Source organism: Streptomyces sp. NPDC005195, from assembly GCF_040608315.1.
Taxonomy (GTDB): Bacteria; Actinomycetota; Actinomycetes; order Streptomycetales; family Streptomycetaceae; genus Streptomyces; species Streptomyces kaempferi.
The window spans coordinates 26170-38799 of sequence record NZ_JBEXHZ010000026.1 but is presented as its reverse complement, the minus strand read 5'-3'; the positions used below and the strand labels follow the sequence as shown (position 1 = coordinate 38799).

Below are 12630 nucleotides of genomic sequence, written 5' to 3'. Positions count from 1 at the left end.
CAAAGGAGCGACTGGTATGGCGATCCGGCTCGGACTCGGCCTTCCGCAGATGAGGCAGTACGACATCGGGCGCGATGTACCGGCGGTGGCCCGCGCGGCGGAGGAGACCGGCTACGAGAGCCTGTGGGTCTTCGAGCGGATCCTCTATCCCGAACCCGCGACCCAGGGGCTGTACGGGGTTCCGGGACTGCCCTGGCCCGACAGCTACCGTTCGGTCGCCGACCCGCTGGTGACCCTGGCCCTGGCGGCCGCGTCGACCGGACGGGCCCGGCTCGGCACCAGTGTGCTGGTGGCGCCGCTGCACATCCCCTTCCAGCTGGCACGCTCACTCGCCACGCTGGACGCGGCCAGCGGCGGCCGGGTGGTGGCGGGCCTCGGTACGGGCTGGTCCCACGACGAGTACGCGGCGGCGGGCGTGGCACCCTTCGAGAAGCGCGGCAAGGCCCTGGACGAGCTCCTGGACGTCTGCGCGGCGGTCTGGGGACCGGACCCGGTGTCGTACGAGGGCGAGATCACCACCATCGCCCCGTCCGTGGTCGGGCCGAAGCCCGCGCGTCCGATCCCGGTGTACCTGCCGGCGAACAGCCCGAGGGCGGCGCGGCGGCTCGTCGACCGCGCGGACGGCTGGATGCCCGCCGCCCAGGGCGTCGGCCGGCTCACCGAGGAGTGGACCCGGCTCCGGGAACTGGCCGACGAGCGCGGCAGGTCACGGCCGCTCGAGGTCTGCGTCCGCGTCAACGCGCGGTACTCGGCCAAGCCCTACGAGGGCGCCGAGCGTCCGCTGTTCACGGGCAGCGCGGCGCAGATCGTGGAAGACCTGGCCGCCCACAGGGTGGAGGGGGTCGGGGAGTTCCTGCTCGATCTCCAGGAACCGCTCCGCGACGCCTCGGAACTCGTGGACGTCGCGGCGGAGGTGTACGGGCTGGCCCGCGCGGCCGGGATCTGAGCACCGCCGCCGAGGTCCGAACACCGCGGCCGGGGTCCGAACACCCCGGTCGCCCGCCCGGTCCGCGGCCGTGGACCCTCAGTCCTCGGGCAGTTCCACCGGCGCGATCTCGTCGTAGACGTCCCCGGGTCCGGGGTTGGTCGGGTCGGTCGCTCCGCCCAGCTGGTGCATGACGCCCCAGACCGCGTTCAGCGCGGTCTGCACGGCGCCCTCGGCCCAGCCGGCCGTCCAGGAGATGTCGTCGCCGGCGAGGAAGATGCCCCGCTTGTCCTCGGGCAGCGCGTCCTGCACGAAGTGCGTGAACAGACGCCGCTGGTAGCGGTAGTGGCCGGGCAGGTTGGCCTTGAACGCCCCCATGAAGTAGGGCTCGTTCTCCCAGGAGACGGTCACCGGGTTGCCGATGATGTGCTTCCGGATGTCGACCTTCGGGTAGATCTCGCCGAGCGACTTCAGCATGACCTCCATCCGCTCGTTCGCGGACAGCGGCAGCCACTTCAGGCTGTCGTCGCACCACGTGTACGAGAGGCAGATGACGGCGGGCTTGTCCGGGCCCTCGTCCAGGAGGTAGGTGCCGCGGGTCATCCGGTCGGTGAGCGTCATCGACATGACGTCCCGCCCGGTCGTCTCGTCCTTGTCGAGCCAGAACGGACGGTCGACGGGCACGAAGAGCTTGCTCGACTCCATGTAGTGGGTCCGCTCCATCGCCGTCCAGTGGTCGATCGGGAAGAGCGAGTCGTCGCAGGCGATCTTCGAGAGCAGCAGCCAGGACTGCGCGGTGAAGATCGCCGCCTGGTAGGTGCGGATGTCGCCGTTCGCGTCCGTCACGGTGATCCGGTTGCCCGACGTACGGTTCAGCCGGGTCACCGCCGGCCGCGGGGCGCCGTCGTGCAGCGAGGCGAGCGAGGTCCCGGGCGCCCAGTGGACGATCTTCACCGGCTCGCGCTCCCACAGCCTCAGCGGAAGCTGCTGGGAGCCGCCGACGATGCCGCGGTGGTGGTCGTCGGCCTCGGTGTAGACGACGCGAAGGATCTCGAGGATCGAGTTCGGGAAGTCGGTGTCCCAGCCACCCGTGCCGAAGCCGACCTGGCCGAAGATCTCGCGGTGCCGGAAGGACTTGAAGGAGTCCGAGTCGCAGAGGAAACCGTAGAAGGTCTGGTTGTCGAGCTTCTCCACGAGCTTCGCCCAGATCTCACGGATGCGCGGGACGTCGCGCTCGCGCATGGCCCGGTTCATGTCGGAGAAGTCGGCGCCCTCTTCGAGACAGGCGTTCCAGGCGTTCATCACGTCGCGGTAGACCTGCGGCAGGTCGTCGACGGTGGTCGCGTAGTGCGACTCGCCCTTGAGGTCGACGACCGTCGAGGGCGTGGTCTCCGCGAGCGGGTTGGGGAACGGCCGGGTCTCCAGGCCCACCAGGTCGATGTAGTGCTGGAGGGCGGTCGAGGACGGCGGGAAGCGCATGGCGCCCATCTCGGCCGTCAGTGAGGGGTCGCACCCCTCGAAGCCCACCGTGCGCAGCCGGCCGCCGATCTCGTCGGCCTCGTACACGACGGGCTTGAGGCCCATCTTCATCAGTTCGTAGGCGGCCACGATGCCGGAGAGGCCGCCGCCGATGACCGCGACCTCGGTGCCGTGCCCGGTCGCGGGTATCTGGCCGAGGCCCGCGGGATGCGCGAGGAAGTCGTCGTAGGCGTACGGGAAGTCCGGGCCGAACATGGTGATCGGCGGCTGCTGCGCGTCGGTGTGCTGGACGGCGGTGGGCACCGTGGACGTCATGGGGTACGGACTCCTTGCGACAAAGCTTCGGGGGGAGGGCTGAGGGTTCAGACGAGCGACCCGTAGAGGCCGGGGCGGCGGTCCTGCAGATACGGGTTCGCCTCGCGCGAGGCCGCGAGGAAGGCGGGGTCGGCGTCGGCGAGGACCAGTTCCTCCGCGCGCCCGGCGCGGGTGCGGGCGACTCCGTCGGGCCCGGCCAGCGTGGACAGCCCGACGAACTCGAACTCCCCCTCCACACCGACCCGGTTGACGTAGGCGACGTACATCTGGTTCTCGAAGGCGCGTACCGGGACGACGGACTCGGCGACGAACTGGAAGGGGTGCATCTGCGCGGTCGGCACGACGAGGAGGTCGGTTCCGGCGAGGGCGTGCGCCCGGACGTTCTCCGGGAACTCCACGTCATAGCAGATCATCAGGCCGACGCGGAGGCCGTTCAGCTCGGCCTGGACCACCGGCTGGTCGCCCGGGGTGAAGTGGTCGCGCTCGAAGCAGCCGAAGAGGTGGGTCTTGCGGTAGTTCGCGAGCCGGGTGCCGTCGGCGGAGATCAGCTGCGCGGAGTTGTGGACGCGCTCACCGGAGCGCTCGGGGTAGCCGTAGGCGACGGCCACGCCGTGCCGGGTGGCGATCTCGGCGATGGCGTCGGCGGCGTCGCCGTCGGCGGGCTCGGCCAGACGCCCGATGTCGTCGCCGATCGCGTAGCCGGTGAGGAACATCTCGGGTGCGGCCAGCAGCCCGGCGCCGGCGGCGGCGGCGCGGCCCGCGGCCTCGTCGAGGACCTTGAGGTTCTCGACGACGGAGCCGGGCCGGCCGGAGCTCTGGAGCAGGGCTGTGCGCATGCGTGTTCCTCACCGGTACGGACGGGTTTGGGGGCCAGGTAGACGGTACGGTCGCCGGGCCGGCGTGGACAAGGAGGAGCCGTTGCGTGCCGGTGAATGAATCGTTGCGTGCGGGGGCCGTCCGGCGGTGATTCGTTGCGGGGGGCCTCCGGGGGGCCTCGGGTGTCGGTTCCGGGACTTCGCCCCGGGTCCCGGGGGGTGCGGTGGCGGGTGCGGGTGAGTGGGATTGAGCGCGCCGTTCCCCGCGCCCCTGAAAGGAGCCGCGCCGCGTCCCCAAGAGGTGCCCCCAAAAAAATGGCCGCCCCGCGCCCTTGGACGGGGCGCCGGGCGGGAAGCGGGGGTGGGGGCCGGCTAGTCGAGGGTGAACGTGGTGAGTACTGCCGCGTGGTCCGAGGGCCAGGCGTTGTCCGCGATGTCCGGCCAGGTGCGGGGGGTGCCGGTGACGACGGTGCGGGAGTCCCGTACGCCCAGGCCGCGGCCGTCGTGGAGGACGAAGTCGATGCGGTCCTGCGGCTCGGGGCGGCCGCTGCCGTCCTCGTGGAGGGCGTGGACCGGCGACCAGGTGTGGCCAGGGTCCCGCACCGGGTCGGGGTGCGCCTCGCGGTAGGAGTCGCGCAGGCCGGCCTCCTCCGTCGCCCGGGTCACCGGCCACTCGACGTCCGGCCAGTCCAGGTGCGAGGGGCTGTTGAAGTCGCCGACCAGGATCACGGGGACGGCGGGGACGGCGGCGGCGTCGATCTCCCGCAGGATCTCCCGCATCCGGCCCAGCCGGCCGGCCTCGTGGGCGATCAGCGCGGCCGCGGGAAGCCCGTCGAAGCGGGCCTCGTAGGGTCCGTACGGCGTGTAGTCGAGGTGGGTGGTCCAGACGGCCACCTCCTGGCCGCCGTCCAGCCGGATCCGCACCCCGGTCCCGCCGTAGAAGCCGGCCTCGGGGTCGCCGAGGCGGGCGGTGATCGGGTGGCGGCTGATGATCCCGAGGTTGTCCCCGGCCCGGTGGTGGTGCCAGCCGAGGGCCTCGGCCAGTTCCTGTGCCGCGTTCCCGTACGTCTCCTGGAGGCCGACCACGTCCGCGCCGCTCTCCGTGATGACCTTGAGCTGCTTCTCCCGGTGGTCGTCGACCTTGGTCCCGCCGTACCAGAGGTTCCAGCTCATCACCCGCAGCTCACGGGGCGCCAGCATGCCCCGCAGCCGGTCCGGCGTCACCTCCTCCAGGCTGGCGAGGACCGTGCGTCCGGGGGCGGGGTCGATCGGCGCGAGCGAGGGCACCGCGAGCACCGCGCACCCCGCGGCCTCGGCGGAGGCCACCCCGGTCTCGGTGTCCTCGACGGCCACGCACAGGGCGGGGTCGACGCCGAGCGCGCGGCAGGCGGCGAGGTAGGGATCGGGGGCGGGCTTGGTGCGCTCGGTGTCGTCGGCGGTCACGGAGATGGCGAAGTGCGCCGCGCCGAGCGCGTCCAGGACGGTGTCGGCGACGGCGCGGGGGGAGGCGGTCACCAGGGCGGTGGGGACGCCTTCGCGCGCCAGGTCCCCGAGGAGCCGCAGCGCGCCCGGGCGGGGCACGATCCCGGTCCGGACGCGGTCCGCGAACTCCCGGTGCAGCCCGGCGGCTATGCCCTCCGCCGGGGTCCCCGTGACCGCGCCCAGCCAGTCGGCGGTGTACTCGACGGGCCGCCCGAGAACCTCCGGCTGATCCGCCTCGGTGAGCGGGCGCCCGAGCCCCACGGCCACCTGTTCCACCGCCTCCCACCACAGTCGCTCGGTGTCCACGAGCGTGCCGTCCATGTCGAACAGGACGGCCTGGAGCGGGAGTCGGGGGGTGACGCGGTGGGTCACGGTGTTCTCTTTCATCAGTGGGGGGAGGTCAGGCGGGGCGAGGCCCGGTGGGGTACGGGCCCGGAGCGGGGACGGTCAGTGCGCTCGCTCGGCGACCAGTACCGGTCGCTCCGGCAGCCGCACGGTGACGGCCGCACCCGGGGCGAGCGCGGCGGCCTCGTGCGTGGGCAGGTCTGCCTTCACCTCGGTGCCGTCCGCGAGCCGCACGGTGACACGGGTCGCGGCCCCGAGGAACGCGCTGGCCACGAGCCGGGCGTCACCGGCGTCGTCGGCCTCCACCCGTACCGCCTCGGGCCGTACCAGCACGTCCACCTCCCGCGCGTCGGGCGCGTCCCCGTCGACCGGCAGCCGCTGTCCGAGCACCTCGACCGTCGTGGCCTCAAGACGCCCCGGGATACGGCTCATCGTGCCCACGAACTCCGCGACGAACGCGGTGGCGGGCCGCCCGTACAACTCCGCGGGAGCCGCGCACTGTTCGAGCCGCCCCGACCGCATCACGGCGACACGGTCCGCCATGGACAGCGCCTCCTCCTGGTCGTGCGTCACGAACAGGGTGGTGATGCCGAGTTCCTGCTGCAGCCCGCGGATCTCCTCGCGCAGGCTGAGCCGCACCTTCGCGTCGAGCGCCGAGAGCGGTTCGTCGAGGAGCAGGACCCGCGGGCGCAGGGCGAGCGCGCGAGCCAGCGCGACGCGCTGCTGCTGGCCGCCGGAGAGCTGGTGGGGGAAGCGCTCGCCCTTGTCCGCCAGGCCCACGAGGTCGAGCAGTTCGGCGGCGCGGGTGCGCCGCTCCGCCGTCCGCACCTTGCGCATGCGCAGCCCGAAGGCCACGTTGTCGAGGGCGCTGAGGTGCGGGAAGAGGCTGTACGACTGGAAGACCATGCCGGCGTCGCGGCGGTGGGCGGGAACGCGGGTGACGTCCTCACCGTCGACCAGCACCTCGCCGGAGTCGGGGTGTTCGAAGCCGGCGAGCATGCGCAGCGCGGTGGTCTTGCCGCAGCCGGACGGGCCGAGCAGGGCGAGGAGTTCGCCGGGCCGGGCGGTCAGGTCGAGTCCGTCGAGGGCGACCGTCGTGCCGAACGACCGGCGCAGGCCTCGGAATTCGACGGTGGCGGCCTTCTCCACCGCCGGGGCGGTCTTGTGCGTGGTGAGGGTCATGGTCATCCCCGGGAAGCGGTACGGGAGCGTCCGCCGAGTCCGGCGAGCGAGAGGAGCAGTGCCCAGGTGACGAGCAGGCTGAGCACGGAGACGGCGACGGAGAGCTGGGCCTGCGAGCCGCCGATGCTGTAGATCCACACGGCGAACGGCTGGAAGCCGAGCAGCTGGGCGACGGTGAACTCGCCGAGCACCAGCGCCAGGGTGAGGAAGGAGGCGTTGAGCAGCGCCCCGCGCAGGTTGGGCAGGACGACCCGCACCAGCGCCTGCGGCCAGTTCGCCCCGCAGCTGCGGGCGGCCTCGACCAGGGTGCGTACGTCGACGGCGCGCAGTCCGGCGTCCAGGGCCCGGTACACGAAGGGCAGGGCCATCACGACGTAGGCGAGGACGAGCACGAACGGGAAGTCGGGGTTCTGCAGCGCCACGAACGTCTGGAAGAGCGGGGTGTGGGAGAGGTGTTCGGGACCCCACTTGAGGACGGTGGAGATACCGGCGACGAACGCGATCGGCGGCACGACCAGCGGCAGCGAGCAGATCACCTCGACCACGGACCGCAGCTTCGGGGCGCTCAGCCGCAGCGCGACCATCGCCGGCACCATCAGCAGCAGGACCACGGCGATGGTGGCGGCGGCCAGTTCCAGCGAGAGCAGCAGGCTGGAGGTGAAGCCTTCGGCGCCGACGATCTGGCTGTAGGCGTCGAAGGTGATCCCCTGGTTCGGCACGTCGACCGTGAAGACCAGGGACGCGGCGAGCGGGATCAGGAAGTAGAGTCCGGCGAAGGCCAGGACGACGCCGCGCCAGGGGCGCGGACGCGGGGACTTGTTCACGCTTCCAGCCATCGCGCGCTCCGTCGTTGCAGGGGCAGGTACACGGCCATGACCACGCCCGCGACGAGGACCATGTCGAGGCTGAGGGCGAGTGCCACGTTCTCCTGGCCCACCAGGACGTTGCCGGAGATGGCGTCGGCGATCTGCAGGGTGACCAGCGGGACCGCGCTGCCCACCATCGCCGCGGCGGTGGCGTACGCCGCGAAGGCGCTGCCGAAGAGCAGCACCAGGCCGCCGAGCAGCGAGGGCGCGAGGACGGGGAGGGCGACATGGCGCCAGTACTGGACCCCGGTGGCGCCGTTGTTCTGCGCGGCCTCGCGCCACTGGGAGCGCAGTCCGTCCAGGGCGGGCGTGATGGTGAGGACCATCAGCGGGATCAGGAAGTAGAGGTAGACGATGACCAGTCCCCAGAAGCTGTACAGGTTCCAGCCCTTGTCGGACAGGCCCAGGTGCCGGGTCAGGACGCCCGCGTTGCCGAGGGTGGCGACGAAGGCGAAGGCCAGCGGGACACCGCCGAAGTTGGCGAGGACACCGGACGCGGTCAGCACGGCCTCGCGCAGCGCGCGGAAGCGGGAGGTGACCACGGCCTGGGCGAGCAGCAGTCCGAGCACGGTCGCGAGGGCGGCCGAGACGGCGGACAGCTTGACGCTGCCGACCAGGGCGGTGAGGTACGCGCCCTGGAGCGAGGCGGTCAGGTTGGCCGTGGTGTACGAAGTGGCACCGGTGGCCTGGTCCTTGAACGTGAAGGCGCCGTTCAGCATGGCCAGGGCGGGAACCCCGAAGGCGATGGCGACGAACGCGAGCAGCGGAAGGACGGCGAGCGGGCCGACGGCGCGGCGCCGCCGCTGCCGTGGGGCAGCGGCGGGCACCGTGTCGGCCTCGGTGAGGGCGACGGTCATCCGGAGACGGCCTTGCCCCAGCCCTGGGCGAGGACACCCTTGGCCTTGGTCTGCTGGGCCTCGGTCGGGAAGGTGGGCGTGCCCGTGACCTTGGGAAGCGCGGCGGCGGCGGTCTTGTCGAGCGTGCCGGCCTTGTCCATGGCGGGCATCAGGGCCGGACGGGCGTATCCCTTGAGCCACAGGTTCTGGCCCTCGGTGCTGTAGAGGTACTCCTGCCACAGACGGGCGGCCGCGGGGTGCGGGGCGTCCTTGTTGATGGCCTGGGAGTAGAACTGGGCGTACTGGCCGTCCGCGGGGACGGTGACCGTCCAGTCGAGGCCCTTGGAGTTGAACTCGTCGGCGTAGCCGGCGTTCAGGTAGTCCCAGTCGATGCTGATCGGCGTCTCGCCCTTCTCGACGGTGGCCGGGGTCGACTCGACGGGCGTGTAGTTGCCGTTCTTCTTCAGCTTGCCGAAGAAGTCGATGCCGGGCTGGATGTCGTCGAAGGAGCCGCCGTTGGCGAGGGCGGCCGCGTACAGACCGCCGAACGCCGAACCGGACTTGGTGGGGTTGCCGTTGAGGGCGACCTGGCCCTTGTACTGCGGCTTGAGCAGGTCCGCGAAGGTCTTGGGGCACTCCTTGACCTTCTTGGCGTCGCAGCCGATGGAGACGTAGCCGCCGTAGTCGTTGAACCACTGCCCCTTCGGGTCCTTCTGGGCCTCGGGGATGTCGGCGAACGAGGTCACCTTGTAGGGCGCGAGCAGGCCCTGCTGGGCGGCGCTCAGCGCGAACGAGCTGCCCAGGTCGAGGACGTCGGGCGCGCGGTCCTGGCCCTTGCGCGAGGTGACGGCGTTGATCTCGTCCTGGCTGGTGCCGGCCGGGTTCTCCACGTCGATCTTGATGCCGTACTTCTTCGTGAAGCCGTCGATCAGCGCGCCGTAGTTGGCCCAGTCACGGGGCAGCGCGATCGCGTGCAGCGTGCCCTCCTTCTTCGCCGCCTTCGCGAGGGCGTCGAGACCACCGAAGTCCGCGGCGGAGGTCGCGGTGGCCGCGCTCTTGCCGTCGGCGGTGGTCGCCTTGTCGTCGGGGGCCGCGCCACAGGCGCTGAGGGCGAGGGCGGCGGCGACGGCGAGGCCGCCGGTGAGGACGGCGGTCCTCGGCAGGAACACGGTCACGGTCTCTCCAGGAGTACGCACGAGGGTGTGATGGAGCAGAGAACTTGTCTGAACAAGTTGACCCCAGTAGGCCCGGCGCCGGTGTCGTGTTCGTAAACACCGGTGAAACCCTGAGCCCCGATTCCCTGCACAATCCCGCGCTGCCCAGATCACCGTCCGATCTCGATTACGCTGGTCACGCTGTGCACAACGGCCGGATCAGAGGGGAAGCATGGGGGCGCGACACGAGGAGATCGCCGACGAGCTGCGGCGGGCGATCGACCGCGAGGAGTACACGGTGGGCAGTCTGCTGCCCCCGGAGACGGACCTCGCGGCGCAGTACGGCGTGGCGCGCGGCACGGTCCGCCAGGCCGTCGCGGCCCTGACCGCCGAGGGCCTGATCGGGTCCCGTCAGGGCGCGCGCCGGGTGGTGCTGACCAGCCGCCGCAGCCAGAGCTTCGCCGAACTGCGCAGCTTCGCCGAGTGGGCACGCACGATGGGGCGGGAGGCGACGGGACGGGTGGTGGAGCAGACCTACCGTCCGGCGACCGCCGAGGATGCGGTGCGCCTCCAACTGCCTGAGGGGACAGCCGTGTTGCACGTGCTGCGGGTGCGCGGCCTGGACGGTGAGCCGGTACTCCTGGAACGGACCGTGTACGCCGACTGGATCTCCCCCGCCGTCGAGACCGTCGAGCCCGACTGTCCCTCGGTGACCCAGCGGCTCTTCGAGGACACGGGCCTGGTCTTCGCCTACGGCGAGCACGTCATCGACGCGGTGGCGGCGGGCGCCCAGGACGCCGACCTCCTCGGCATCCGCCGCACCAGCCCCCTGCTCCGTGTCCGCCGCGTCACCACGACCCGCGAAGGACGCCCGGTGGAGTGGTCGGACGACCGCTACCGCTCGGACGCCGTGAGCTTCAGCGTGCACAACTCGATAGGGAACAACGCCATGGCGAGGAAGACGGCGGAGTAGGCCCGGACACCCCGCGTCTGTCAGGGGCGCGGGGAGTTACGCCCGATAGTCGCCCGGGAAACCGCGCCCGTCAGGGGCGCGGGGAACTGCGCGACCAGCCACAGACCACCCGCGGACGACCACCCGCGGCCCCCGGCTCCGACCCTGGCCCCGGCTCCGACCCCGGCCACCGGCCCTACGTGGGCGACCCCGAAGAAAACCTCCGCAGCAACGGCGAAAGCACCAGCACGGACTTCGTCCGCTCCACGAACGACTCCCCCGCGATCCGCTCCAGCACGCGCTCGAAGTGCCGCATGTCGGACGCGAAGACCTGGACGACCGCGTCCGCCTCTCCGGTGACGGTGGAGGCGGCCACGACCTCCTGGTAACGCTCCAGCCCCCGCTGGATGGTCTCCGGCGAGGTGTTGCGCCGGCAGTAGATCTCGACGAAACCCTCCGTCTCCCAGCCGAGCGCGGCCGGGTCCACCCGTACGGTGAACCCCGTGATGGCCCCGGTCGCCCGCAACCGGTCCACCCTGCGTTTCACGGCCGGCGCGGACAGCCCGACCAGTTGGCCGATGTCGGCATAGGAGCGGCGGGCGTCCTCGGCGAGGGCGTGCACGATGCGTTCGTCGAGATCGTTCAGCACTGCGGGTGGTTCACTTCTCTACGGTGGCGATACGGGAGCGGCGGTAGCCGTAACTGAAGTAGAACACGAGCCCGGCGGCCATCCAGACTCCGAAGACCACCCAGGTGACGGCCGAGAGGCTGCCCATCATCCAGACGCAGAGCGCGAAGCCGATCGCGGGCAGCACCGGCGACAGCGGCACCCGGAAAGTGCGCCGCATGTCCGGGCGTGTCCGGCGCAGCACGACGACGGCGACGTTGACCAGCGCGAAGGCGAAGAGCGTACCGATGCTGGTGGCGTCGGCCAGTTGGCCGAGCGGGATCGCGGCGGCCAGGACACCGCAGAACAGCGAGACGATCACCGTGTTGGCGCGGGGCGCGCCGGTCCTCGGGTGGACCCGCGAGAACACCTTGGGCACGAGTCCGTCGCGGGACATGGCGAAGAGGATGCGGGTCTGGCCGTAGAGCACGGTCAGGACGACGCTGGCGATCGCGATGACCGCGCCGGCCGCGAGCAGGGTGCCCCAGAAGGTCTGCCCGGTGACGTTCTTCATGATCTCGGCGAGGGCGGCCTCCGAGTCGTTGAACCGCCGCCAGGGCTTCGCGCCCACGGCGACGGCCGCGACGACGACGTACAGCGCCGTCACGATGACCAGCGAGAGCATGATCGCGCGGGGCAGGTCGCGCTGCGCGTTCGTCGCCTCCTCACCGGCCGTGGAGGCGGCGTCGAAGCCGATGTACGAGAAGAAGAGCGTGGCCCCGGCCGCACTGACGCCCGCCATACCGAGCGGCATGAAGTGGTCGTAGTTGCCGGACCTGAAACCCTGGATGCCGATGGCGCAGAACAGCAGCAGCGCGACGATCTTCACGGCCACCATGACCGTGTTGGCGCGCGCGGACTCCTTGGCGCCGCCGAGCAGGAAGGCCATGGCGAGCAGGACGACGATCAGCGCGGGCAGGTTGAAGACTCCGCCGTCACCGGGCGGCGCGGAGAGCGCGTCCGGGAGGGTGACGCCGATGGTGCCGTCGAGCAGCTCGTTCAGGTACTCGCCCCAGCCGACCGCGACGGCGGCCACCGAGACGCCGTACTCCAGCACCAGGCACCAGCCGCAGATCCAGGCGATCAGTTCGCCCATCGTTGCGTACGCGTACGAGTACGAGGACCCGGCGACCGGGATGGTGCCCGCGAGTTCCGCGTAGGAGAGGGCGGAGAAGAGCGCCGTGAGGCCGGCGATCACGAAGGAGAGGGTGACCGCGGGTCCGGCCTTGGGGACGGCCTCGCCGAGGACCACGAAGATTCCGGTGCCGAGCGTGGCACCGATGCTGATCATCGTCAGCTGCCAGAGGCCGAGCGAACGCCGCAGGGTGCCGCCCTCTCCCTGGCCGCCCTCGGCGACCAGGCGTTCCACGGGTTTGCGGCGCATCAGACGCGCGCCGACACCCGGGGACGGTGGGGCGCTCTGTGTGCGGGACTGCGGGGGTGCGCCGGGATCGAGCACGCGCTGGCTCCTTCATCGCTGCCGGTCGTAGAGGGCGGGGACCGGCGGCACCCCTGACAGGAGGGATCCGCCGAGCGGAGTCCCCGCCACGCCATGTACAGCGCTCGACCCTATGAGCCAGGCGTTCACCGGCGTAATGCGGCAACCTTGCGC

At 71.5% G+C, this 12630-nt stretch carries 11 protein-coding genes; 2 read left to right on the top strand and 9 right to left on the bottom strand.

The window, feature by feature from the left end; genetic code table 11:
• Positions 1-16 precede the first annotated feature (16 nt).
• The gene (locus ABZV34_RS24360; RefSeq protein WP_356280371.1) at positions 17-946 is read left to right on the top strand and encodes an LLM class F420-dependent oxidoreductase; all 930 of its coding nucleotides are present in this window, start codon (positions 17-19) and stop codon (positions 944-946) included.
• Positions 947-1024: 78 nt separating this feature from the next.
• On the opposite strand, the gene ABZV34_RS24355 is transcribed toward ABZV34_RS24360, so the two are convergent.
• The 7 genes from ABZV34_RS24355 to ABZV34_RS24325 form a co-directional block, all read right to left on the bottom strand.
• Positions 1025-2719: an NAD(P)/FAD-dependent oxidoreductase gene (locus ABZV34_RS24355; RefSeq protein ID WP_356280368.1), complete on the bottom strand. Its 1695-nt coding sequence runs from the start codon at positions 2717-2719 to the stop codon at positions 1025-1027.
• Between the two features lie 47 nt (positions 2720-2766).
• On the bottom strand, positions 2767-3555 hold the full coding sequence (locus ABZV34_RS24350) for a carbon-nitrogen hydrolase family protein (RefSeq protein WP_356280365.1): 789 nt from the start codon (positions 3553-3555) through the stop codon (positions 2767-2769).
• A 351-nt stretch (positions 3556-3906) separates the two neighbouring features.
• Positions 3907-5388, bottom strand: coding sequence for an HAD-IA family hydrolase (locus ABZV34_RS24345; RefSeq protein ID WP_356280362.1), 1482 nt, complete (start codon positions 5386-5388; stop codon positions 3907-3909).
• Positions 5389-5463: 75 nt separating this feature from the next.
• Positions 5464-6549, bottom strand: coding sequence for an ABC transporter ATP-binding protein (locus ABZV34_RS24340; protein WP_356280359.1), 1086 nt, complete (start codon positions 6547-6549; stop codon positions 5464-5466).
• Positions 6546-7379 carry an ABC transporter permease subunit gene (locus ABZV34_RS24335; protein WP_356280356.1) on the bottom strand — a complete coding sequence of 278 codons (834 nt, stop codon included), beginning with the start codon at positions 7377-7379 and terminating at the stop codon, positions 6546-6548. Before ABZV34_RS24335 ends, ABZV34_RS24340 begins: the two co-directional genes overlap by 4 nt.
• Positions 7364-8266 (bottom strand): ABC transporter permease subunit, encoded by a 903-nt coding sequence (locus tag ABZV34_RS24330; protein ID WP_356280353.1) that lies wholly within the window; start codon positions 8264-8266, stop codon positions 7364-7366. The genes ABZV34_RS24335 and ABZV34_RS24330 overlap by 16 nt, the downstream gene beginning before the upstream one ends.
• Positions 8263-9420: an extracellular solute-binding protein gene (locus tag ABZV34_RS24325; RefSeq protein ID WP_356280350.1), complete on the bottom strand. Its 1158-nt coding sequence runs from the start codon at positions 9418-9420 to the stop codon at positions 8263-8265. Before ABZV34_RS24325 ends, ABZV34_RS24330 begins: the two co-directional genes overlap by 4 nt.
• A 211-nt stretch (positions 9421-9631) precedes the next feature.
• Between ABZV34_RS24325 and ABZV34_RS24320 the strand changes: the two genes are divergently transcribed.
• Positions 9632-10372, top strand: a complete 741-nt coding sequence (locus tag ABZV34_RS24320; RefSeq protein ID WP_356280347.1) for a GntR family transcriptional regulator — start codon at positions 9632-9634, stop codon at positions 10370-10372.
• A 175-nt stretch (positions 10373-10547) separates the two neighbouring features.
• Here the strand turns inward: ABZV34_RS24320 and ABZV34_RS24315 are convergent, their stop codons facing one another.
• Both ABZV34_RS24315 and ABZV34_RS24310 read right to left on the bottom strand, forming a co-directional pair.
• Positions 10548-11000, bottom strand: a complete 453-nt coding sequence (locus tag ABZV34_RS24315) for an Lrp/AsnC family transcriptional regulator (RefSeq protein WP_037621108.1) — start codon at positions 10998-11000, stop codon at positions 10548-10550.
• Between the two features lie 10 nt (positions 11001-11010).
• On the bottom strand, positions 11011-12477 hold the full coding sequence (locus ABZV34_RS24310) for an amino acid permease (protein WP_356280344.1): 1467 nt from the start codon (positions 12475-12477) through the stop codon (positions 11011-11013).
• Positions 12478-12630: the final 153 nt, after the last annotated feature.

Excerpts from the sequence above, each read along its gene's own strand:
- ABZV34_RS24320 (WP_356280347.1), top strand. The coding sequence starts at position 9,632 with ATGGGGGCGCGACACGAGGAGATCGCCGACGAGCTGCGGCGGGCGATC.
- ABZV34_RS24350 (WP_356280365.1), bottom strand. The coding sequence starts at position 3,555 with ATGCGCACAGCCCTGCTCCAGAGCTCCGGCCGGCCCGGCTCCGTCGTC.
- ABZV34_RS24355 (WP_356280368.1), bottom strand. The coding sequence starts at position 2,719 with ATGACGTCCACGGTGCCCACCGCCGTCCAGCACACCGACGCGCAGCAG.
- ABZV34_RS24330 (WP_356280353.1), bottom strand. The coding sequence starts at position 8,266 with ATGACCGTCGCCCTCACCGAGGCCGACACGGTGCCCGCCGCTGCCCCA.
- ABZV34_RS24340 (WP_356280359.1), bottom strand. The coding sequence starts at position 6,549 with ATGACCATGACCCTCACCACGCACAAGACCGCCCCGGCGGTGGAGAAG.
- ABZV34_RS24360 (WP_356280371.1), top strand. The coding sequence starts at position 17 with ATGGCGATCCGGCTCGGACTCGGCCTTCCGCAGATGAGGCAGTACGAC.
- ABZV34_RS24335 (WP_356280356.1), bottom strand. The coding sequence starts at position 7,379 with ATGGCTGGAAGCGTGAACAAGTCCCCGCGTCCGCGCCCCTGGCGCGGC.